General features: G+C 48.0%; 20 protein-coding genes and 1 pseudogene. 4 read left to right on the top strand and 17 right to left on the bottom strand.

Annotated features, from left to right (window positions below):
• The first annotated feature begins 8 nt into the window (after window positions 1-8).
• The 3 genes from B9D94_RS09060 to B9D94_RS09050 all read left to right on the top strand — a co-directional run bounded on the left by B9D94_RS09060 (window position 9) and on the right by B9D94_RS09050 (window position 2,855).
• Window positions 9-908: a carbohydrate ABC transporter permease gene (locus B9D94_RS09060; RefSeq protein WP_006211485.1), complete on the top strand. Its 900-nt coding sequence runs from the start codon at window positions 9-11 to the stop codon at window positions 906-908.
• 5 nt (window positions 909-913) lie between these two features.
• Window positions 914-1,747 (top strand): carbohydrate ABC transporter permease, encoded by an 834-nt coding sequence (locus B9D94_RS09055; RefSeq protein WP_006211486.1) that lies wholly within the window; start codon window positions 914-916, stop codon window positions 1,745-1,747.
• A 76-nt stretch (window positions 1,748-1,823) separates the two neighbouring features.
• A complete protein-coding gene (locus B9D94_RS09050; protein ID WP_148248749.1) occupies window positions 1,824-2,855 on the top strand; it encodes a glycoside hydrolase family 88/105 protein in 1,032 nt (343 codons plus the stop codon).
• 168 nt (window positions 2,856-3,023) lie between these two features.
• Here B9D94_RS09050 and B9D94_RS09045 read toward each other — a convergent pair whose 3' ends face one another.
• Together B9D94_RS09045 and B9D94_RS09040 are read right to left on the bottom strand one after the other, a co-directional pair.
• Window positions 3,024-5,090 carry a peptidoglycan D,D-transpeptidase FtsI family protein gene (locus B9D94_RS09045; RefSeq protein ID WP_076150389.1) on the bottom strand — a complete coding sequence of 689 codons (2,067 nt, stop codon included), beginning with the start codon at window positions 5,088-5,090 and terminating at the stop codon, window positions 3,024-3,026.
• Window positions 5,091-5,117: 27 nt separating this feature from the next.
• Complete coding sequence (locus B9D94_RS09040; protein WP_148246867.1) at window positions 5,118-5,735, bottom strand: NUDIX hydrolase; 618 nt, start codon at window positions 5,733-5,735, stop codon at window positions 5,118-5,120.
• 187 nt (window positions 5,736-5,922) lie between these two features.
• Here B9D94_RS09040 and B9D94_RS09035 point away from each other — a divergent pair, with 187 nt between their 5' ends.
• Window positions 5,923-6,231, top strand: a complete 309-nt coding sequence (locus B9D94_RS09035) for a hypothetical protein (RefSeq protein ID WP_216642867.1) — start codon at window positions 5,923-5,925, stop codon at window positions 6,229-6,231.
• A 120-nt stretch (window positions 6,232-6,351) separates the two neighbouring features.
• Here B9D94_RS09035 and B9D94_RS09030 read toward each other — a convergent pair whose 3' ends face one another.
• The 15 genes and pseudogenes from B9D94_RS09030 to B9D94_RS08965 all read right to left on the bottom strand — a co-directional run bounded on the left by B9D94_RS09030 (window position 6,352) and on the right by B9D94_RS08965 (window position 21,993).
• On the bottom strand, window positions 6,352-6,702 hold the full coding sequence (locus tag B9D94_RS09030; protein WP_006211489.1) for a potassium channel family protein: 351 nt from the start codon (window positions 6,700-6,702) through the stop codon (window positions 6,352-6,354).
• A 90-nt stretch (window positions 6,703-6,792) separates the two neighbouring features.
• Window positions 6,793-7,368, bottom strand: a complete 576-nt coding sequence (locus B9D94_RS09025) for a hypothetical protein (protein WP_253806126.1) — start codon at window positions 7,366-7,368, stop codon at window positions 6,793-6,795.
• 48 nt (window positions 7,369-7,416) lie between these two features.
• A complete protein-coding gene (locus tag B9D94_RS09020) occupies window positions 7,417-10,746 on the bottom strand; it encodes a DEAD/DEAH box helicase (RefSeq protein ID WP_148248747.1) in 3,330 nt (1,109 codons plus the stop codon).
• A gap of 355 nt (window positions 10,747-11,101) precedes the next feature.
• Window positions 11,102-11,988 (bottom strand): annotated as a pseudogene (locus tag B9D94_RS09015) (TIGR01777 family oxidoreductase).
• Between the two features lie 163 nt (window positions 11,989-12,151).
• Window positions 12,152-12,721, bottom strand: coding sequence for a class I SAM-dependent methyltransferase (locus tag B9D94_RS09010; RefSeq protein WP_076150384.1), 570 nt, complete (start codon window positions 12,719-12,721; stop codon window positions 12,152-12,154).
• Between the two features lie 24 nt (window positions 12,722-12,745).
• Window positions 12,746-12,919, bottom strand: coding sequence for a hypothetical protein (locus tag B9D94_RS30930; protein ID WP_006211492.1), 174 nt, complete (start codon window positions 12,917-12,919; stop codon window positions 12,746-12,748).
• A gap of 25 nt (window positions 12,920-12,944) precedes the next feature.
• Complete coding sequence (locus tag B9D94_RS09005; protein ID WP_148246866.1) at window positions 12,945-14,165, bottom strand: glycosyltransferase family 4 protein; 1,221 nt, start codon at window positions 14,163-14,165, stop codon at window positions 12,945-12,947.
• 53 nt (window positions 14,166-14,218) lie between these two features.
• Window positions 14,219-14,830 (bottom strand): hypothetical protein, encoded by a 612-nt coding sequence (locus tag B9D94_RS09000; RefSeq protein ID WP_006211494.1) that lies wholly within the window; start codon window positions 14,828-14,830, stop codon window positions 14,219-14,221.
• Window positions 14,831-15,101: 271 nt separating this feature from the next.
• Window positions 15,102-16,196: a saccharopine dehydrogenase family protein gene (locus B9D94_RS08995; protein WP_253806179.1), complete on the bottom strand. Its 1,095-nt coding sequence runs from the start codon at window positions 16,194-16,196 to the stop codon at window positions 15,102-15,104.
• Between the two features lie 61 nt (window positions 16,197-16,257).
• Window positions 16,258-17,187: a phosphotransferase family protein gene (locus B9D94_RS08990; RefSeq protein WP_006211496.1), complete on the bottom strand. Its 930-nt coding sequence runs from the start codon at window positions 17,185-17,187 to the stop codon at window positions 16,258-16,260.
• 34 nt (window positions 17,188-17,221) lie between these two features.
• A complete protein-coding gene (locus B9D94_RS08985; protein ID WP_148246864.1) occupies window positions 17,222-18,115 on the bottom strand; it encodes a PhzF family phenazine biosynthesis isomerase in 894 nt (297 codons plus the stop codon).
• A gap of 195 nt (window positions 18,116-18,310) precedes the next feature.
• Window positions 18,311-19,228: a glycine betaine ABC transporter substrate-binding protein gene (locus tag B9D94_RS08980; protein ID WP_148246863.1), complete on the bottom strand. Its 918-nt coding sequence runs from the start codon at window positions 19,226-19,228 to the stop codon at window positions 18,311-18,313.
• Between the two features lie 64 nt (window positions 19,229-19,292).
• Window positions 19,293-19,949: an ABC transporter permease gene (locus tag B9D94_RS08975; protein WP_006211499.1), complete on the bottom strand. Its 657-nt coding sequence runs from the start codon at window positions 19,947-19,949 to the stop codon at window positions 19,293-19,295.
• The gene (locus B9D94_RS08970; protein WP_036641876.1) at window positions 19,946-21,079 is read right to left on the bottom strand and encodes a betaine/proline/choline family ABC transporter ATP-binding protein; all 1,134 of its coding nucleotides are present in this window, start codon (window positions 21,077-21,079) and stop codon (window positions 19,946-19,948) included. The genes B9D94_RS08975 and B9D94_RS08970 overlap by 4 nt, the downstream gene beginning before the upstream one ends.
• Before the next feature lie 266 nt (window positions 21,080-21,345).
• The gene (locus tag B9D94_RS08965; protein ID WP_006211501.1) at window positions 21,346-21,993 is read right to left on the bottom strand and encodes a GntR family transcriptional regulator; all 648 of its coding nucleotides are present in this window, start codon (window positions 21,991-21,993) and stop codon (window positions 21,346-21,348) included.
• Between the last annotated feature and the right edge of the window lie 137 nt (window positions 21,994-22,130).

Here is a 22,130-nt window from a genome sequence, read left to right as displayed (position 1 = left end):
TGAAGATCATGAAGAGACTCCGTGAGAACGAGCATATTACGGGTTATGTATTCTCTGCTCCGTTCGTTCTTGGCTTTCTCATCTTTACGTTATATCCCATCCTGTCATCCCTGTATTATTCGTTTACGAATTACAACCTGATGGAAGCGCCCAGGTGGCTCGGTCTGGCCAATTATGAACGATTGTTTCTGGAGGATGACAAAATCGGCAAGTCGTTTCAGGTCACCTTCACCTATGTATTTGCAAGTGTCCCCCTTCGCCTCATCTTCGCCCTCTTCGTTGCCATGATTCTGAATACCGCTACCAAGGCGGTAGGATTGTACCGTTCTGCCTTCTACCTGCCATCGCTCATCGGCGGCAGTGTGGCTGTAGCCATCATGTGGCAGCAAATCTTCGGTGACAAGGGGCTCGTGAACTCTGCCCTGTCCCTATTCGGGATTCATTCGACCACGTCTTGGATCGGGAATCCCAGCACGGCACTCTGGACACTGATCGCTTTATCGATCTGGCAGTTCGGTTCTTCGATGATTATATTTCTGGCCGGGCTCAAAAATATCCCGAGGGATTACTATGAAGCCGCCAGCGTGGACGGCGCCAACGCGGTCCATCGCTTTTTCAAGATTACGCTGCCCATGTTAAGCCCCATCATTTTATTTAACCTGACACTTCAGACCATATCGGCGTTCCTCACTTTCACCCCCGCCTATATCATATCGCGCGGAGAAGGCGGACCGCTGGATCAGACGCTGCTCTATTCACTTTACTTATACCGTAAGGCGTTCTCGCATTTTGAAATGGGTTACGCATCAGCGCTTGCCTGGATCATGCTTCTTATCGTCGGTGTCCTGACCTTGCTCATCTTCAGATCATCTACCCGCTGGGTTCACTACGAGTCGAAAGGAGATTGACGGTTATGACCAAATCCAGACGCATTCTCTACCACACCCTGGTCGGATTATTCGCCCTCGGCATGACCTATCCGATTCTGTGGCTGGTGGCAAGCTCGCTTAAGCCCAATCATGAAATATTTACGACCGCCTACAGCCTGATTCCAAGCCGGCTTGAATTCTCGAACTATGCCACAGGCTGGAAGGGCTTTGCAGGGACCACGTTTGCTACCTTCTTTACAAACTCGTTCATCATTGTCATCATCTCCACGATCGGGGCCGTGGCTTCCTCCGCCCTTGTTGCCTTCGGTTTGGCTCGAACCCGGTTCTTCGGACAGCAGTTCTGGTTTGCCTGCATGATGATTACGATGATGCTGCCGCATGATGTGGTGATCGTCCCGCAGTACGTGATGTTTGCCAAGTTCGGCTGGCTATCATCCTTCAAGCCGTTGATTGTACCCCAATTCTTCGGCATTCCGTTCTTCATCTTCCTCATCATGCAGTTCATCCGCACCATTCCGAAGGAGCTGGATGAAGCGGCTAAAATAGATGGCTGCAGCAAATACGGGATATTCTTCAGGGTGGTCGTGCCTCTGATCGTGCCTGCTCTGATTACTTGCTCGATCTTCTCCTTCTACTGGAGATGGGATGATTTCATCAATCCGCTCATCTACTTGAACAACCCGGAGAAATATCCGGTGTCTCTTGCCTTGAAGCTGTTCCTCGATGGAGAGTCGCTTAACAACTGGGGCGGGATGTTCGCTATGGCTACGCTATCGCTGCTGCCGGTCGTCATCGTTTTCTTCATCTTCCAGAAATACATTGTGGAAGGGATCAGCACGACCGGACTGAAAGGATAATCAGCTTATTTTGATTCCCATGACACGATAACCTTCCCATCTGATCAGGAGGCCCATTATGAAAGGAGTAACTGTTATGCCAACACTCGTCTTTGATGAACAACGTATTGAACAAGTGATCGACCAGGTGGTTGACCGAACCTTCCGCATGGATTTTAGCTGGGATTGGCCGGGCGGAGTCGCTTTTTATGGAGTATGTGAAGCCTACAAGGCCACCGGCAAAAAGGAGTATTTGGAACAGCTGAAAGCCTGGGTCGACGAAAATATGGAGGAGGGGCTGCCGAAGTTGTCCGTCAACGGCGTCTCCATCGGCCACTCCCTCCTGACCTTGTACGAGGTTTATGAGGATGAGCGGTATATCGAAACGGCCAAGGAAATGGCCGAGTATCTCACGCATGATGCGCTGCGTTTCGGCAACGGCATCTTTCAGCATACCGTTAACTCCGAAACGTATAACTTCCCGGAGCAGGCGTGGGTCGATACGATGTTTATGGCAGGATACTTCCTGCTTCGGATCGGCGTAATGCTGGACCGTGAGGATTACTTCGAGGATGGCTTGAGGCAGTATCACGGCCATGAGGATTATCTGCAGGATCCCGTCACGAATCTGTATTATCATGGTTGGGACAATATCGCCGGCAATCATATGTCCGGCGTCTTCTGGTGCCGGGGCAATGCTTGGGCCGCCATCACGATGGCACGTGCCCTGGAGCTTGTGCCAGTCACGCATCCATCCTTCATGATCATCGAAGGCTCGCTGCGCGACCAGCTCAGCGCCCTGGTCCGGCTGCAGCATGAATCCGGCCTGTGGCATACGATTACGACCGATCCGCAATCCCCGCTGGAAACGTCAGGCTCTGCCGGTATCGCGGCCGCCCTGTTGACCAAGGGACGGATCTACAACAAATACACGCAGAAGTCGATTGACGGCATTTTGTCCAAAATTACAGAGGACGGCACCGTCAGCGGCGTGTCCGCGGGAACAGCCGTTATGAAGGACACCGCGGGATACAAAGGCGTGCCGGATAAACGCATACAAGGCTGGGGCCAGGGACTGGCCTTGACCTTCCTGGCGGAAGTGCTGAAGATCAGGAAGAATCCTTATTGATTAAATGGGATACAAAAAAGGCAGGAATGGAGAGGATCAAGTTCGCCTCTACAGCCTGCCTTTCATTATTACAAGCGTCTCTACGAGCGATATTTAATTGAAAAATAGCGGTCATTAGGATAATGTACTCACCCAATGCTTATCATAGCTGACCTTAGATCCCTTAAATCAATGATCTCCGCTTTCGTCCTCGCTGCTATCCTTCGTCTGATCTTCAGTCTTCTTCGGATGCGGCGTTCCGTCAAGTCCGTAGACTTCGTCATAAGCGTCGAATATCTTCCTCGCAATCGGCGCGGCGCTTTGCGAGCCGAAGCCGCCTTCCGGCACAACAACGGCGACCGCCAGCTTCGGGTTATCGCGCGGAGCAAAGGCGATGAAGACGCCGTTATCAAGGTTAACACCTTTATATGATTGCTCGGATGTACCTGTTTTGCGGGCAAAATCATATTTAAAATCTTCGAAACCCGCGATACCTTGTGTATTCATCCCCTGTTTAATGATTTGCCAGTATTGCTTGGGAAAATGAACTTCATTAAGGACCTCGCGCCCGAATTCCTTGACCACTTTTCCATTCTGATCCGTTATTTTGCTGACCAGCTGCGGCTTGATTCGCTTGCCTTCATTCGCCAGCATCACCGTGTATTGAGCAAGCTGTAGAGGGGTGTATTTCCCCTGCTGACCGAAGGAAGCGTAGGCTAACGCCGCCAGATTACTTCCCGCTGCTTTTGTATCCGTATAATTTTTCAGTCCTTTATGCTCCTTAGGCAAACCACTCCCCGTTACTACTCCAAGACCAAACTGCTCCATATACTTATCCCAGACCGTAACTCCCTTCTCGCCGCCATACTTGTTGACTAACCTTTTGCCAACCCAATCGATCATGAAGGCATTCGATGATTGCTGAATCGCTTGCTGAGGTTTAATGGGTCCGATTCTATGGCCGCTGGAGTTACGAATTTTCGTTTCGCTTCCTTCCCGACCTATCGAAGCGTACCCTTGATCAGGATACGTATCATTAGGGCCAAATAATCCTTCATTCAACCCGATCAGTACCGTCAACGGCTTGATAACGGAACCGAGAAAGATCATGGATTCGAACCCGTGTCCCGATCTGCCTGATCCGTATATCGTGATCGTGCCATTACCCGACGAGTCCACGACATCCTGCGTAATTTTGCCTCCGCTTCCCCACACATTCGAGTCGTAATCCGGCATGCTGGCCATCGCGACCACATGGCCAGTATCAATTTCCATGGCGACGGCATAGCCGGTGACAGCATCCTTATGAAGTTTGCCCGACACAGGGTTGGTATGAAGATATTGAAGCCGATCCATAATGGCCTGCTCAGTTGCGACCTGAATGTCCTTATGGATCGTGGTGTGGATATTCAGGCCTTTTTCGGGGGCAACCATCGTCGGTACGCCATCCACCATATTCTGCGGATTAATCGGAATACTGAGATACCCGCTCTTGCCGCGCAGCTCCTCCTGGTACATCCGCTCTAATCCGTCATAACCGATCCACTCTTCTTCCGTATAAATTAATCCCGGATTATCCTGATCCTTGTTGCTCTGATCAATAGCCTGATAATCCTTAAGGTCTTTAGAACCTTTGAACTTCTTTAGATATCCGATCGTCTGAACCGCCACCGTATCCGGATCGTAGTGCCTTACATTCTCCTCCACAATCTGGATGCCGGGGAATTTCGCACGGTTCTCCATGAAATAAGCGATTTCTTCCTTGGTCAAATCTGACTTGATAAGTCTGGGTTCATAGCCATGCTGCTTGATATATTCCAGATCCAGGTCATCCATCACATTCTTTACAGTCTTCTGTTCGATGTTCGGATCCCCATACTTGTTAAAGACCTGAACGATCCGCTTAGCCATCTCCTCTGCTTCCGGCTGATTGGCTTTCCCTTTGTCCGTCTTCTCGCTGTAATCCTTCATGAGTGTGATATACAGGGAATTCGAAGCTGTAGAGTAGGCAAGTTTCTCGCCAGAGGCGTCGATGATGCTGCCCCGGATCGGCTGCAACGGAAAGTGCTTCTGCTCTCCCCCGGATTCCTGGCTTGCCAGCTCCGGGCCTTCAACGAACTGCAAGATGGCCAAGCGCACGATAATGATACAAAAGATTAAAAAGGCACTGAAAAAGAAAATGTTGATCCGTCCATGGAATCTGCTCTTCGTTTCCTCTTCATCCGGTACGTTTTTGTAAGGTCTAAAGCCCATCACATTGTCTACGCTCCTTTGTTATATGTATTAATCCAGCCATATCGGCAGATGCGGGTTGCTCTCGAATTCGAAGATTCGCTGCAGCTGCTCCTTGGTATTCCGTTCTTCGGACAGCGGCGGCAGCTCGTCCTTATGGAAAAAACCGACCGCAGAGGTCTCGGTTCCCACTCCTGCCGATCCACCCGTAATGTCGCACTGAATGAACATTTTGTACACATGGAAGGCAGAAGGCGGATGGTTATGAAATTTCTTGTCCAACACGGCAAGCAGCCTGGCTGCACGTACTTCATACCCCGCTTCTTCCTTCACTTCTTTCACAACAACTTCGGACGGAGACAGACCAACATCCGCCCAGCCTCCCGGCAGCGCCCAAGCGCCGTCTGCCTTCTCCTTCACCAGCAGCAGCTTCCCGTCTTGAAAAATAACTCCTCGGACATCGACCTTCGGCGTCTGATACCCGGTTTCACTAGCAAACAGCTTTCGAATCATCTCGTTGCCTTCGCCCGTATACTCCTGCATGATCGTGATGCTAAGCTCTCTCAGCTGCTCAAACCGCTCTTTGTCATAGACGTCCTTCGTATATTCCAATCCGGCTTGACTGATTGCCTGCATCTCTTTTGCCCACTCTAACCATTTCAATGTCATGTGCTTCATCCTCTTTATAAGAATCTCATATTATATAACGCCTGCTACTTATGATTGGTTTATAATGGAAGTGTTTGATTTCAAAATTATAACATATTTACTAGCCCATATAGGAAGATCGTGATAGATAAGGGGGATTTCCATCATAACGAAAAGCAAACGCCGATACTATACGTGCTCCTGCTCATTGTCATATTCGGAAATCAAGCTGCTTCGAAGCGGATATTCATGGTGCAACGAAGATCATTGCTCCACGACGGATTCAGCCATGCCCAGGCTTGAAGATATGACGCCGGTTGTAGCCACAGGCGGAGCGGTCATCAAGACGACACCGCCCGAAGGCATTAACGGTTTCGCCCTTCAAAACCTGACGGAGCCCGGCAACGACGGGTACACCGTACCGACCACCCCCGGTTCCTACCTGTACGAAATTCAGTGTACATGGCCTCAGGACCAGGGACGCGCCAATTTTTATTTTGCCGTGACAGTGGAGTAGAACTGCCATATGTGGGTATAAACATGTTGGTGTTCCTATGGTCAGTTGAACCCTTCAATTTTCAATGGCCCATAAAAAAAACAGCCCCGGTTGAATCCTGGGCTGCTTTTCGTTTGATCCCTATGACGGCGTCGATTTCTTCTCTTCTTTTTGATTGGTTCGGATTAGGGCATACGCCAATTGTCCAACCATTCCGAGGAACAGGCCTGTTCCGACAACAATGTAAACCATCGTGAAGGTTTTTCCAAGCGGTGTCTGCGGTACAAATTCCGGATGGCCTATCGTGCTCAATGTCACAACGCAGAAATAAAGAGCGTCCAGCACCGATAACCCCTCTTGTTTAGTGTAAAACATCGTACCGGATATCAGCATGATGACAATCAGGACGAACAGCGCCAGAAAATACCGCTGCTTAAACGCTCGAAACAATCCGCTTAAGAGACGCTTTAATGTTAATACAAAAGATAGCATACCGATAACCGTCCTATTCTATGACTGGAGTATATGTTATAAATACTACATTCTTCTATTATATCAGCGTTTGCAGCTGATCAGCTATACTCAGGGGTGAACGGAGATAATATTTCCTTCCGCGTCTATACTGCGGAATATGAAACCCCCGGTCTGTCCATAGGGTAATGATTCATATTCCACGGCATACCCTTGTTCCACATCCATTTCGATATATATCCCGGACGAAGCTTTAATTTGATCCAGATTATCGATCAGCTTATCTTCCCATGGCTCATTGGTGACCAGAATTTTCTTACTGTTGGGCTCAGGCGTTTCAACCGCCAGCAGCGTGTCGTACATCCCGTCACCATTCCGGCTGGCGGACCAAATGCGTGTGAAGGGTCCCTCTTCCGTCCTGTGTTCCAGAACGACGGCATTCTTGACCCTTTGCAGCAGTCCCCATTTACTCTCTACGGCTGTTACGATCTTCACATGACCATCATGCCAGACGATCAGTTTGTGCTGATCCCCGATCTTCTCGTAGAGCTTATCCCCCGTATAGGCGGGATGGAAGCGGCGCATGGCCTGCTCTTCATTGTAGACATAACCGCCGAAGAACAGCGGCATGTAACTGATGACAACCACTACAGCGGCCAGTATGAAAAAGATTGTTTTTTTCATCATCACATCTCCTGCCATCTCTTAAAAACTTCCGCAACCTGATCAGATCCGTTAGCCCTGAAGTGTCAGCAGCTCCCGAATTTCCGCCTCGGTCCAGCTAGGCAGCGACTCTTCCCCTGGCTGAACCAGCTCCTCAATCAGGTTTTTCTTCTTCTGCTGCAGTGCATACATTTTATCCTCGATCGTATCCTGAGCCACTAGGCGAATCACCTGCACAACCTTCTTCTGACCGATGCGATGCGCCCGGTCTGTGGCCTGCTGCTCAACGGCCGGATTCCACCACAGATCGTACAGGATAACCGTATCGGCCCCCGTCAGGTTCAGGCCCGTTCCACCGGCCTTCAGCGATATCAGGAATACCTCGCGTTCCCCCTCGTTAAAGCGCTCGCAGAGCTCCACCCGTTCGGCAGACGGGGTCTGCCCATCCAGATAAAAACTCGGAATCCCCCGATATCCAAGCTCTCCGGCAATCAGTTTCAGCATCCCCGTAAATTGGGAGAATACCAGCATCCGCCTTCCTGCAAGACGACATTCCTCGATGGTCTCCAAGAGCTGCTCAAACTTGGCCGAACTTCCCTCGTAGCCTTCAACAAAAAGGGCCGGATGACAGCAGATCTGCCTCAGGCGGGTAATGCCTGCCAAGATGCGAATCCGATTCTTCTGGAAGCCGTCCTGCGCCAGATGCTTGAGCGTCTCTTGTCTTAATTTTGCAAGATAGGCGGTATACAGCTTCTTCTGCTCCATGAGCAGACCCGATGCCTGAATCGATTCGATTTTCTCCGGCAGTTCCTTCAGCACATCCGACTTCAACCTGCGCAGCAGGAAGGGACGCACCCGCCTTGCCACGGTTTCTTTCGACAATTCATGGAAGGCCTTTCGGTCACCGAAGAGAGCCGGGAAGACGGCATCATAAATGGACCACAATTCCTCCAGACGGTTCTCTACAGGCGTGCCTGTGAGTGCAAACCGATAGCGCGCATGAAGTGTTTTTACGACCTGAGCCGTTTGGGTTGCATAATTTTTGAAGGCTTGGGCTTCATCTAATATTAACGCTGCAAACGACAGCTTTGCATATCGTTCCACATCTCTGCGAAGCAGCGGGTAAGAGGTAATGATAACATCCGCGCTGCCCGCGCTTTTGATAAGCTGCCTCCGCTCGGTCTGCACCCCGTCAGCAATGACAGCCTTGATCTCCGGCGCGAACTTCTTGAGTTCGTTATGCCAGTTGTAGAGCAGTGAAGCCGGCGCAACGATGAGCGCAGGTTCTTTATGTTCTCTGATCTCAGGAAGCACCGACAGAATGAAAGCGATGCTCTGAATGGTTTTTCCCAACCCCATATCATCTGCCAAAATGCCGCCGAATCGATAGTGGGCCAAGGTCTTCATCCACTGAAAGCCTAATTTTTGATAATCCCGAAGGATGGGTTCAAGACTGGGTGGAACCGCAAAATCCAGATGATCCGGATTCTTCATATTCTGAAGCATTCGGCGCAAGGATCGGCCAAGCTGAACCGTTGACCCGGAATCCTCCCAATCCATCAGCTGCAACCCTTGGACCGCCGGTAATTTAAACGCTGTACCATCCGTCGATAGCCAAGGGCCAATCCGATTCATCAACGCAACCACCGCCTGGAATTCATCACTTTCAAGCGGTAGAAGTGCTCCGTTAGGCAATCGGTGATATTTACGCTTCTCCTCGAGCGATTTGACGATTTCCCGGATTTCGGCTTCCCGAATTCCCTCCATATCGAACTTCAATTCAAGCCAGTCCGTCCGTTCATCAATATCCACTCGAACTTTGGCACCCATAGGTTCTGTAAGAACACGTTCCTTCACGGCCGTTGTTGCATAAACCACCAGCAGTTTCTCCAGCTGCGGGACTGTATGATACAGAAACTCATATTCGGCAGCTTCATCGGTCATAAAAAAGCCGTCATCGGTCTTGGCGAAGGAGGCGTCCTCCATAAGCGTAAGAATCCGCTGCTCCGCCTCACCATCGCGAACCAGGATCGAGCTGCTGTCCCGTGCTGCGCGGTGTCCTCCCAGCGGATTGATGGTGATGTCGCCGTATTGAAAATCCAGTCCCGCTAACAGCCGTCCACGAACCCGATCCAGATACAGCTTCGCTTTTAAGGGTGTTTTCACGATCCGGTCTGATACGGTCTGTGCCACATGAACGCTGCCAAGCTTCATTAGTCCCGGAACCACCCGCTCCATAATGGACTCCATCATCTCCGGCTGAATCCGGATCTGCGGTTTAAACGATGTTTCCAGCAGCAACTTCATCTCGGCCAGCCTCCGGCAAGCATCCAGCTCTATGTCAATCAGCTTCCCGTCCGCAATGACTAGCCCGTATTCCTCGAGAACGGTCATGCGATCCAATCCCTCTATCTTCATAAGATAGTGATCATCCCCGTCTTCATCAAATTCGAATTGGAGGGGGATTGGATCTTGACTAAACTCCAGCTTATCCGTGAGGACCCCATCCAGGGACAAGAGGGAATCAACGGAACGATCCAGCATTGCCCTGACTTCGGGCCAAAACGTCGGAGGTATGATCAGCATCCGGTCGCTGCCCCCGTTTCTGCCATGGTTAGGCATGGCCAGCGTCTGCTGCAGCATCCGTTCATGATCGTAAATGCGGATCAGCGCTTGAAGGATATCGTCGTCCTCTTTCTTAAAGCTGTGCCGCTCCGGATCATAGACGAAATTCTTCGTGAACACACAGGATTGTCCGTGCTTCAGGCACATCAGGAACTCTCTGATCCGATGGACGATATATAAGCGTTTCTGACCTATTCGCAGCTCAATGCCAAACAGATGTTGTTGATTTCCGTAAGGGAATAATTTAAAAATGCATTCCAGTTCCAATACCTCACGCGTATCAAAACGGGAGGCTGCCGTGGACCTTTGGCTCCCGGAATAAGAGAACAGACCGAGCAGCTGGCTGCTCAACACCGCATCATCCTCGCTACCGCCGGAACCTCTGCGCAGCTCCGCTGAGAACCTGGGGGTCATGCCTCCATCCTCGCTATGCTTGCGAGCAGAAGTATGCAATAACGACGGATAAGGACGTTTTGGCGCTTCTGCCGTCTGTTCAATATCCCGGATGTTCAGGAGCACCGCTGCAATATGTCTGCATCGCTTACGGGATAATCCATAGTCGGTGCAGCTGCATTCGGCGAGTACATCTCCGTTCGAGTCAATCTCTGCATAGACGATGCCGGACTCCCTGTCCCTCACTTCCGCCTCGTACTTCCGGCTGTCGGGATCTTGAATCCGCATCGTTACCTGCCCATCTCTATATAAGACCCCACCGCGATCGTAGGAGGTTTTTCCGCACAATAGCTTGATCACCCGTTCGGTCAGCTGGTAACCCATAACCACTATCCTTTCTCTCAATACTGCTAAAAAACAGTATACCACTTTGTGGCGAGTGGCTAATAATACACTTCCATTGATTTATTCGCTGAGCTTTAGGCATCAAAAAAAGAACCTGCGCTATGGCAAGTTCTTCTTCGGTTTCTCCTAGATCCACGCCCAATTGCGATTCTCTTATTCACGTTCTACTTTATAACCATATCCAAAAATTCCTCTTGAGAAAGGGTATATCATTCTCTTTCGCCCATTCCTGAAGCTTATGTATGGATCGGTCTTCATTCTCCAAGAATTGAAAATGGATTCTGGATGGAACAATCCGGCTGGAAGAGAGCCTTCACAAGAAGTGCTCCTCTCTTTACTTCTTCACGATCTCTGTCAATGCCTTATGCAGTGTATCGTACTTAAAATCAAACCCCGACTTCATCAGTCTGTCGGGAATAACCCAGCGGCTCTTAAGTATAAGCTCCGTTTCGGTCTGGATCATTCGGGCCCCGAGCTCGAGCAGCCACTTGGGTGACGGCAGTCCGAACCTTCGGTTTATTGCCTGCCGAAGCAGCTTCATCAGTTCCCTATTTGGTACCGGATGCGGGGATGCACAATTGAAGATACCACTCAGCTCTTTATTCTCCTGCAGGAACAGAACAATCCGGTACAAATCCTCGACATGAATCCAGCTGAACCTCTGGTTGCCTGTACCCTGCTCTCCACCCAGCCCGTACTTTACCAGATTCATATAGGGTGTCATAACGCCGCCGTCAGGACCTAACACAATGGCAATACGCAGCGCAATTTGCCTTGTGCGGTCAAGCGGGAATGAGAAAAATGCCCGTTCCCATTCTTCCGCTACCTTAACGGAAAAACCGGAGCCAATCTCTCCCGATTCCTCCGTCATCGGCCTATCCTCGGCATGTCTGTAGATAGTAGCGGTACTGGAATTAAACCACGTGAGGGGAGGATTCTCACAGGCTTGAATGGCCCTTCCCAATCGTTTCGTTGTATCGATTCTTGATTTCAGGATCGCTCTTTATTCCGTTCATGATATCGACAGTTTACGGATTTGCCCGCCAGATTAATGAGCATATCGGCTCCCTCCAGCGCTGCAACCATGCCTTCATGATCGTCCCACGAAATATGCCCTTCCTGGCGGGATATCATATATACTTGTGCTTGTTCACTCGTGAATTTTTTCTCAAAATAACTTCCTATAAAACCTGTTCCACCGGCCAGAACGATCTTTTTCATAGAATAGAATCAGCTCTCTTTTCTAAGTTATATCTGAACTACCTCTTTCCATTTATCGAAAGTCCATTACACTATACCATGAATCAAGTACGGGTTAAACGCAAAAACATCTTCTTCACAGAAGATGTTTCAACAGAAAGGGATTCAAGATCGGCGTAGCTTCCTACATGCCTTTCATGGAATACAAATACGTGGAGAAATCACGATCGATGTAATCTTTAAAATGCCGCTTGTCGGCCACCGGGAACTGATCCAGTTCCTCCGTTGTCCATGTGCTTAGATGAGCTTCAAATTCATTGCCATATGCCGCGCCCTGCGGCCAGTTCGTTCCGATGGGGATATTCAAGAGAACAAATCGGGATTTCTGAATACAGGTCTGCAGCAGTGCAAGACCACGCTCTTTTGTAAAGTGCTCCAGAACGTCACCCAGAATAATCAAATCGAACTGCCCCGGCTCCACTACCGCATGAAGATGGTCAAATGCATCCGCAACATGAATCTTGTTATAGAAACACGAATGATAAGAATCGACGTTCACCGGATAGATCTCTATCCCTTCGATTCGTGTGTTCCAATACGCGCGAAATACCCGCCCTTCCCATACATCCAAATACTCACGGCAAATCATCCCCCAACGGCCGAACCCAACGCCAACGTCCAACACGGACTTAGGAGATACATACCGAATCAGATCTACACAATAAGATAAATTCTGCCAGTTCGATGTTCCCATTCCACCCACCTCCGTTCTATTCTCCTACACCATGTTCATCATCATATTAATAATCCGATAATCGGGTATGAAATAATCCTTGGGAAGCCGGCTTATCGTCAGCTCCCATACTTCTTGATTGACCATTATAAAAGGGTGGGTATGCTGGGATAAAAACAGGTCCCGATATTGATCTCCAGGTACCTCTGTCGAATTCATGGTCCACTCCCCCTTCTTTGCAACATCATTTCTTGCTTATCTCTTTCCGGTAGACTTCAAGCACACGCGTCACCATAGTATCCAAACCTCGATGGACCAAAGCCCATTGCCGTGCTTGTTCCCCCAGCCATTGCCGGTATGTTTCATCTTCGAGCAATCGATCCAGGTGCGCCATCAGCATATCCTCATCCCCCGCCGGAAAAAGAAGACCGTTCACCTCATGCTGAACCGCTTCCTTCAAACCGCCTGCGTCCGATGAGACTACCGGTAATCCTGCAAGCTGTGCTTCCATCACGGAATAGGACAAGGTCTCCATCAAACTCGGCATAACAAAAATATCCGCTATGCCAAGCAATACTGGAACATCATCGCGCGAGCCCCAAAAATGCACAGCTTCCCCTATACCCAGCTGATCCACACGTTCTTCGTACATGGAACGCTGATCCCCGTCCCCAACCAGCCAGCACACCCAGTCCTGACGGATGTTAAACAGCTTGCCGAGGGCTTCCAGCAGCACATGAATGCCTTTTTCAGAGCTTAGTCTGGAGGTGCTAATCATTACTTTCTTACTCTCTGGCCGGGACAGATCATGCTCCATCTTCATTCGATTGTCAAAGCTCGATATGTCCATTGCATAGGGGATTAGTGATATCTTTGACTCCGGCAGTGCAAAATGAGACACCATCACTTCCTGCAGCCACTTCGAAGCTAACATGACATGATCACTAAAAGAACCGCCTATATTCTCAATCGACCTGTAATAATTCCATACGAGGGGAGCGCTGGAAGGTTTAATGCCCTGATCCGTCTGAAGCATATCTCGTATCGTGAAAGCCACGGAGGCATGGATGCTGGTAACCAGGGGTATCCGAGCAGGTTTCACGCGACTTGCGGCCGCTGCGGCCAGCACATCCTGGGCATGAATGACATCATATTGCTCCAAGCCCAAATACGTAAGCGACAGCTCAAGAGATAATCGCTCGGACTCGGCATACCTGACCCAATGATCTGTGAATATAGGGGAGGTTGTCGGAAGCTTATATTCCAGCATCGGTTTAAAATGGCTCTTGAGTACCTTCCGGTTGTCCTCTCCATATATATAAAAACAATCAATTCCGTCACCCATCATGTCGACCTGGTGCCCGAGAGCTTCCAGTCCCTGCTTTACCTGCAGCATGTACTTCCACAATCCCCCGACATGAGGAATCATGAATATCGTAACGAGCAGTACCTTCAAGTTTCTCACCCTTCCCGAACGCCCCTATCGTCATCAACAGCTCCATGGGAGTGCAAACCTATCTACAGAATCGGTTCCCCTAACCGGCAGTGGTTAAACTCCTCCCTCGTTAAATGAACAATCTCCTCCACTCTCCATCGATAGAAAGAGAATACGGAGGGACCCTCGATTTTTCGCAGCTTGTTTCGCTCTCCATAATAAATCAATCCGTTAGGAGCACTGTATACTCTTCCGTTCACCAGGGAATGCGTGAGCAGCGTTGCATCATGAATCGGATCCCCTTCCGGAAGGAAAGCGATCAGTTCATCCGGCAAAGTCACTACGCTTGAATAATGAAATCGCAGTCTGTCGTAAATTTCGCCCGATGCAATCGGATGAAGCAGACCATCGGTCCATAGGTAAATTTCCGAACCGCTGCTTTTCACCAGAAGAGTTGCAGGGCTATTCGTTCTAAAATCCCCATAGATGTTCACCGGCGTGCCGGTCTCCATCTCTTCCAGCACCGACTCCTCCAATACCACAATGCCCTCTGCATTTAATCGATAGGAATGGAATGTCTCCGTATCAGTTACAGGACGTTTCTTGCCTCGCTCATACAAATAAATAGCAGGATGTATTCCCCGAATCAACGTGCCCTCCGGTACGCTTCTCCTTACCCTGTCGATATGGTTCATGACGTTCCCGCCCCTTCAATTCAACCTAGTCCAGTATATTCTTTGCCCTCCATTCTGGACTCGTCAGTTAACTATTCCATTTCACACATTTAACCTTCTTGTTGTTGGTGATTGGCATTCTTGTTGATATCCGTTTTTAAACAAGACCAAAAAACCTTCATGGCTGTGAAGGTTTTGGATAACGGATTGACAATGAAATATGTCATCCGCTGTGTTCTGAGATAAGCAGTAAGTCCAAGGTGGGAATGACTTTGGACTTCCCCTATGGCTCTCATTCTTTTTTTATAATGCCTGTACCACACGAAATCCCGGCTTCTGTTAGCGTAATTCGAGAGCAATCCATTATGGATAAAATTTCATCGATATCTGTTATTTCAAATGGGAACACAACACCGGATATCTCTTTGTTTATCGCTATTTTCGCTAATGCGGCAGTGAACATCGCTGTTGTATGATAATCAGAAAAAGTAGACAATACAAACGTTTTGACACACTGCTGGTTCCCGATTACTCCCTTTACTTCAATAGAGAGAGAAGCCTCCTCAGGTTGCACAGGATTGTGCTTCACATACTTAACAAGGACATTCGCATCAAATTTAAGAATTCTAGCAAGAATACCAGACCGTTTAAGTAAACCTACAAAGATATTGAACATATTGTTGTTCCACGCGGTCCAATAATGAATCTGTTCAACTTGCAGTATTTCTCTTAAAAAAGCTCTTTCAGCATGCTCGATTAACCGGACTTTTCGATTACGTAATGAACTGGAGAACATCATATTTCTTTTTATCTTAAAACCCGATATGGTAGCTGATTGTTGTCCATCGTGACGCCTAACATCTTGGCTTATCATTCGCAGCATATCTATAATGCCTGAAACTCCGGCTTTGGCATTCGTGCTTTGCAACAATCCCACGTTGACTTCTGTAATCTCGCTAAACGGAGATACTGCCTTCTTAACGATTAATCCAGATAATCCCGGGAAAAAACCTGACATTACTATCGATCCAATCTCATTATTTACCGCATCGTAGTGCAAGGACCTCGTCTCACACACAAAGTCATAAAACACCGTCACATCGATACATCGAACTTGGTGTTTAATACAGGCATGTTGAATTAGCGGCTGCTGCTGTTTGGCTGACACAATTACAAGATCAATATCACAAACGGCCTGTTCGATACTCTCTTTATGAGTAATATCTAATAAACGAAATTGAACTTGTTCACCTAAAGAAACTGCCGTGTTTTTACCTCTGTCTGCTTTATAATCACTTACGACCAAGCTTACGTTATGAGTAAATATCCGAAGGACTTCCAGACAAATCCATGTACCAAGAACACCTGATGCACCTACAACCATCATTTTTTTCACGAAATGATCAGCTCCTACCGAGACCGCATTATCCCAACTAGCATCATTGGGTCTATGAATCTATCAAAGACATGATACGATTTTTTATGAATTGATAGCTGTTGGCGTCATCCTTCTTCGCATAAAAACGGAGTGCATCCAGCGTTTTAAAGAGCTGATGGCACAGCAGCCTCTCTTCAAAATAAGGAATCTCGACACCGCGCTCCGTCATAGCTTGCAGCAGCCTTTGTGGAAATTCCAGCATCGGATGCCATATGTGAAGAACAGCGACATCCAGCATAAAGTCTCCGTACATCGCCATCTCCCAATCCACAATCCCTGTCACAAACGGATCCTCGCCGAGCATATTGCCCAGATGAAAATCACCATGTACCAGATAGCGTTCTTGAGGTGAGTATTGAGCAAGCCCGAGCATCGTGTCATAGACTTCTTCAAAAAAATCTTGTTCCAGAAAACTGCTCTCATATAAGCTCTTCCATCCATGATGGAACCCCTCTTGCTCCTGATCAAAAAAAGATTCCAGGCAATCAAGCCACGAACGATGGGACGCCTTTCCTTCCGGGGTAATCCAGCCAAATCCTTCACCGGAGTCCCCAACACTTACCTGGTTTATAAGTATAAAATGATGGACTAAACTCGGAATAAGATTTCGGATTTGCTCCGGCTCCAGGGCACTAATCGGTGTGCCCGATACCTTGTCTGAGATGGAGTAGTGAATATCCCCAAACTCCCCTATCTTGTGAATGCGGGGAATGGGCAAGGATGGTGCGCCGTACTTATTGTAAATATAGAGCTGTTTATCAAGACTTTCCCTATTGCTTTTGAAATGAATAACATAGTCAGCATCGCCCTTCCGATAACTGAACACCTTGCTAAGCTCACCCATCTCTATAGGTGTGACCTTCCTCACGGTCTCGCCTTCAATATGATTCAGATGCTCAATCGCTAAATCCAAAGTCATCTCAGGTTTAAATGTTTTCATAACATACGCTCCTTCTTACGTCCCTCGCTCTAAGTCATCCATCAATATGAACATCGAACTCCCGTACAAAAACCGCCGTACCGGATATATATACGTCCATCTTGTCTTGATTACGATTCACTTGAACATGGACTCTGCCGTCTTTACCCATCTCTTGGCCTTGTTCAACGATAAATTGCGCGGAGGGCAGCTCGGTGTTCAGATAAGTTAAATAATATGCTCCCATTACGCCGGATGCGGTCCCTGTCACCGGGTCCTCGACTGTGCCTGAATAGGGTGAAGAGAAATGTCTCGCATGCATGAAGGAAGAATCGTCCATCGTCTCCATACAGAACGGATGCAGCGAGGCCTTTGGATTTTCGGTTAAAATGTCCGGAAATAACGCATTGTTCGGGACCATCCGATCAAATCCGCTTAACCCTTTCACCGGCACCAGTAATGTCCATATTCCCGTGCTTCCGTATACGATGGGCATCGATAGATCCAAATCCTCGCGTTTCAGATTGATAGAGGCGGCCAGTTGATCAACATCACCTTCAAAGGGAATGAATTGAGGATGATCCTGCTTCATCTTCATCGTTAACCGATCTTGTTCATGAAGGAATTCTATCGGCAGCACACCCACGTTGGTTTCAATCCCCACGGTTTCTTTCTCTGGCAGCAGCCCCTTGGTTCGCAATGCATACATAGATGCCATGGTTGCGTGACCGCACAAGTTCATTTCGTGACCCGGTGTGTAATACCTCAAGCGGATATCTGCCTTCTCAGACTTTAAAATAAACGTGGTTTCATTGAAGCCGACCTTGCGGGCGATGGCTAACATTTCTTCCTCGGTCAGCGTATCTGCATGCAAGACAACGCCGGCAGGGTTCCCCTTATTGGGCTGAACGGAGAATGCATCATAATGAAGAACGGGCACCATTTTCATCTACTAATCCTCCTTCCTCTATCATCTATGAAATGTGTTGGAAATTTAAGAGGATTTTACCATTAGACATTGCTTAAAATCCAGAACAAATTTGACCTCTGCCCTGCCCTGAGGGCCCCCCATCTCCTTTATATGCGAGAAAACTAAATGCACACAAAAAAACCGGTCTAAAAAGACCGGTTTTGCTGTGCTGCATTATCCTTCGATCAAGCCTTTTTTCACCAGGAAGTCTCGAGCTACATCATCTTCCTTCAATCCTTCCATATCCACCTGAGCGTTCAACTCCTGCATTTCAGCATCCGTAATCTGTCCCTTGAGCAGGTTCAGCACGTCCTCAAGCTCCGGATATTGGTCAAGCGTATCCTGACGAATGACGGGACCGCCATCATATGGAGGGAAAAATTGTTTGTCATCCTCCAAAATCACCAGGTTATGCACGATAATCTGTGCATCCGTGGCATACGCGTTCGTTACATCCGTCTCACCTTTCTCAATGGCCTGGTACATGATTCCGTGGTCCATCCCCTTGGAATCTTTGAAATTCATGTCATACAGCTTCTGGATTCCCGGATAGCCGTCATCCCGATCCAGAAATTCGAACTCTACGCCGAGTGTCATTTCATCCGAAACCTTGGCAAGATCACTGAAGGTTTTAAGATTGTATTGATCTGCCGTTTCCTTGGTAACAGCCAAAGTATACGTATTGTTCATACCGAATGGCTCCAGGAAGGCAAGATTATCCGCCTTAAGCAGCTCTCTTGTCTTGCTGAGAGATTCTTCCGATGTCCCTGTCTCTTCTTGATAATAATTGGCTACAATGGTGCCCGTATAATCGGGGAACAGCTGAACCTCGTTATTCTTCAGCGCGTTCCATACTACGTTGGAGCCGCCAAGATTCACGGTTCTTGTCACTTTAATATCCGTTTTGGCTTCGATCAGCTCAGCCATCATATGCGCCAGAATAACGTTTTCCGTGAAGTTCTTGGAGCTGACGGTTATTTGTTTATTGCCCTCGGCGGCTTGATCCCCATCCGAATTTCCACCGCAAGCAGCTAGAACCATACCAATCGATGCCAGCATTCCCAATACAACCATAATCTTTTTTATCTTCATTCGTACCTCCTGTGCTACCTTATTATTTTTATGAGAACATCCTGTTGGGTCTATCCTATTACAATTACACCTTTAGTCCTTTTGGGGTCGTTGCCTTTTCAAGCAATCCCAGCAAATAATCGATGACAAGTGCCAGAAGAGCTGCCGGGATCGCGCCCATTAAGGTTAACGCTTCAATGTTGCGCTGAATCCCAAGGAAGATGAATTCACCTAATCCACCCGCTCCAATAAAGGCAGCAAGTGTCGCTGTACCTACATTGATAACCGCAGCTGTTCGAATGCCCGCCATGATGACACTCATCGCCAGAGGCAATTGCACTTTGAACAAAATCTGTCCACTCTTCATGCCCATCCCTCTTGCTGCCTCAACCACCGATTTATCAACCTCCGTAATGCCTGCATAGGTGTTGCGGATGATTGGCAGCAGAGAATATAAAAACAATGCCGCAATGGCCGTTTTCATCCCGATGCCAAACAACGGAATCATAAACCCAAGCATCGCCAGACTCGGAATGGTTTGCAAGATGCCTGCAGTACCCAGCGTAATTCCCTTTAATGCCTTAATCCGTGATATTAATATTCCGAAAGCAATACCTATAATGACTGCCAGAAGCATGGATATCAGGACGAGCTGGATATGAACACCCAATGACTGAATCAAGTCATCCCCACGGCTCTCCAGCTGCTGTTTCATTTGTTCCCATAAAGATCGATCTCTCATAATGTCTCCTCCTCTTCTCCCACCCATTTAGCGGCAAAAGCGGTCAAGAGACTGCTTCTCGTAACGATTCCGGCAATGGTGCCGTCTGCTGTAGTTACGGGAATGACGCCATGTGGCGCTTGTGTAATCAAGGACAATGCGTCCCTTGCTGTAGCCGTATCCTGAAGTACAATCGTAGGCCATGTCATGATTTCCTCGATCGTACGGATTCCCTCCATTTTGGCGGCGAGATCATAGGCAGATACAATCCCAAGTAAGTGGTTTGATTCATCGCCAACGAGCAGGGTATCCGTTTTCCGCTGTCGCATAAAGGCAAGTGCTTTGCCCGGAGTCCTGTCCGGATATGAGGTAGAAGGATTATCCCGCATCACATCGGTGACCGGAATGTATTCGGGGTTTTGATAAATGCGATTTTTACCGATAAAGCCTTCCACGAATTCATTCGCCGGCTGGCTAAGAATTTGTTCAGGTGAATCGAATTGCACCAATTCTCCGTCTTTGAGAATGGCGATTTTATCGCCGAGCTTCAGTGCTTCTTCCATATCATGCGTTACAAATACGATGGTTTTCTTTACTTCTTTTTGCAATTTCAATAACTCATCCTGCAATTGCTCTCTGGTAATGGGATCGAGCGCTCCAAAGGGCTCATCCATCAGGACAACTTCGGGATCGCCTGCAAGAGCTCTCGCCACGCCTACTCTTTGCTGCTGCCCACCTGATAGCTGCTTCGGATATCTTTTGGCAAACACATCAGGGTCTAATCCCACCAGACGGAGCATCTCGAGAACGCGCTCTTTCTTCTTGCCTGCGTCCCATCCTTTAAGCTGAGGAATAAGTCCGACATTCTCCTCAATCGTATAATGCGGGAACAAACCGATCTGCTGGATAACATAACCGATGTTCTTTCGCAGCGTATCGGGATTTTCCTTCGAGATATCTTTACCGTGGATGTAAATCTTTCCGGATGTGTTCGGTATTAGGCGGTTAATCATCTTCATCGTGGTGGTCTTCCCGCATCCGCTCGGTCCGATCAGCACCAGGATTTCTCCTGATTCCACTTCAAAATTAATATCTTTCACTGCTTCAAAACCATTGGCGTATTTCTTGCCGACATGTTCAAATTTCAGCATATATACCCCCCTTTTTTTTGTGATGCAACAAAAATTAGCTTACTCGCTAATTCTTTTACCCACTGACCAAGCTCTCCAAACAAACCAACTCATTTAGCATTCATTTGTAAGTACAACTAATACTATACCAGACCTTAGACCTACTGACAACTTATCATGAACTAATAGATTGTTTGTTTAAATATGGTAGGATCCATTTCTCATAGCAAAAAAGCCGCCAGAATCAAGGTTCTGTGCAGCTTTTATTTGCCGTTCATGATATGAAATTATGATGGATCCGTTGCTTGAATTTCCTCATCCAGCGGACGGTTGATAAACTGCTCCGTTCGTTCATACATGCGTTCATCTCCGACGGCAACAATGATATCCCCTTCTCTTAAGATCACATGGGGACCCGGAGATATGGTCACTTCCGTCCCTCTGCGAAGGGCAATGATGGTGGCGCCTGTATTTTGCCAAAACAGCAGATTTCCAATCGTACGACCGATAACATGCGATAAATCGCTGATTTTGATCTCAACGGGATGGTAGGGCTTTAAATTTTGAAGCCGATCCGATGCCTCAATGATCTGAGTGAACAGCTCGGCAAATTTACGGTCCATCTCTTTCTTCTCCTGAAGAAGCTGTTGTAAATCCTGTTTTAAGGAATACGCCGATTTCAAATAATTGTTCCGGGTCGTATACTCTAATGCATTACGATCCGAGACAATAATAATTTCCTTACCCTGGGATACAGAAACAATATTCTCTTCCTTCAGCAAGCCAATCGCCTTGCGAATTGTTTCTGGTGATACCTGGTATTGACCGGCTAATAAAGAACGTCCAGAAATTTTACTGGCGACGGGAAATTCCCCACTGACAATACGCTGGGCAATATCAAGCGCAATCGATTTATATCCGGCTTTCTCCTGCAAGTTAAACTCGCTCCTTCATGTTCGCTCACATACTATGTCAAGGATTATGAAAAATCCCAAATCCAGTATACCTCATCGTCCATTCAAAATAAATCGGATTATTCAAGCAAGGCTTGCATAGTCCTTTTGAGTAAAAA

It is taken from the genome of Paenibacillus sp. Cedars (genome assembly GCF_003184205.1).
Classification (GTDB): domain Bacteria; phylum Bacillota; class Bacilli; order Paenibacillales; family Paenibacillaceae; genus Paenibacillus_AQ; species Paenibacillus_AQ glucanolyticus.
This window is presented reverse-complemented; position numbering and strand designations above follow the sequence as displayed.

What these genes read in the sequence shown, in the direction of transcription:
- B9D94_RS08975 (WP_006211499.1), bottom strand. Translation starts at nt 19,949, where the DNA reads ATGAGAGATCGATCTTTATGGGAACAAATGAAACAGCAGCTGGAGAGC.
- B9D94_RS09010 (WP_076150384.1), bottom strand. Translation starts at nt 12,721, where the DNA reads ATGGGAACATCGAACTGGCAGAATTTATCTTATTGTGTAGATCTGATT.
- B9D94_RS09030 (WP_006211489.1), bottom strand. Translation starts at nt 6,702, where the DNA reads ATGCTATCTTTTGTATTAACATTAAAGCGTCTCTTAAGCGGATTGTTT.
- B9D94_RS08995 (WP_253806179.1), bottom strand. Translation starts at nt 16,196, where the DNA reads ATGATGGTTGTAGGTGCATCAGGTGTTCTTGGTACATGGATTTGTCTG.
- B9D94_RS09055 (WP_006211486.1), top strand. Translation starts at nt 914, where the DNA reads ATGACCAAATCCAGACGCATTCTCTACCACACCCTGGTCGGATTATTC.
- B9D94_RS09020 (WP_148248747.1), bottom strand. Translation starts at nt 10,746, where the DNA reads ATGGGTTACCAGCTGACCGAACGGGTGATCAAGCTATTGTGCGGAAAA.
- B9D94_RS30930 (WP_006211492.1), bottom strand. Translation starts at nt 12,919, where the DNA reads ATGAATTCGACAGAGGTACCTGGAGATCAATATCGGGACCTGTTTTTA.
- B9D94_RS09000 (WP_006211494.1), bottom strand. Translation starts at nt 14,830, where the DNA reads ATGAACCATATCGACAGGGTAAGGAGAAGCGTACCGGAGGGCACGTTG.
- B9D94_RS08980 (WP_148246863.1), bottom strand. Translation starts at nt 19,228, where the DNA reads ATGAAGATAAAAAAGATTATGGTTGTATTGGGAATGCTGGCATCGATT.
- B9D94_RS09050 (WP_148248749.1), top strand. Translation starts at nt 1,824, where the DNA reads ATGCCAACACTCGTCTTTGATGAACAACGTATTGAACAAGTGATCGAC.
- B9D94_RS09060 (WP_006211485.1), top strand. Translation starts at nt 9, where the DNA reads ATGAAGAGACTCCGTGAGAACGAGCATATTACGGGTTATGTATTCTCT.
- B9D94_RS08970 (WP_036641876.1), bottom strand. Translation starts at nt 21,079, where the DNA reads ATGCTGAAATTTGAACATGTCGGCAAGAAATACGCCAATGGTTTTGAA.
- B9D94_RS08990 (WP_006211496.1), bottom strand. Translation starts at nt 17,187, where the DNA reads ATGAAAACATTTAAACCTGAGATGACTTTGGATTTAGCGATTGAGCAT.
- B9D94_RS09040 (WP_148246867.1), bottom strand. Translation starts at nt 5,735, where the DNA reads ATGACATTGAAATGGTTAGAGTGGGCAAAAGAGATGCAGGCAATCAGT.
- B9D94_RS08985 (WP_148246864.1), bottom strand. Translation starts at nt 18,115, where the DNA reads ATGAAAATGGTGCCCGTTCTTCATTATGATGCATTCTCCGTTCAGCCC.
- B9D94_RS09025 (WP_253806126.1), bottom strand. Translation starts at nt 7,368, where the DNA reads ATGATGAAAAAAACAATCTTTTTCATACTGGCCGCTGTAGTGGTTGTC.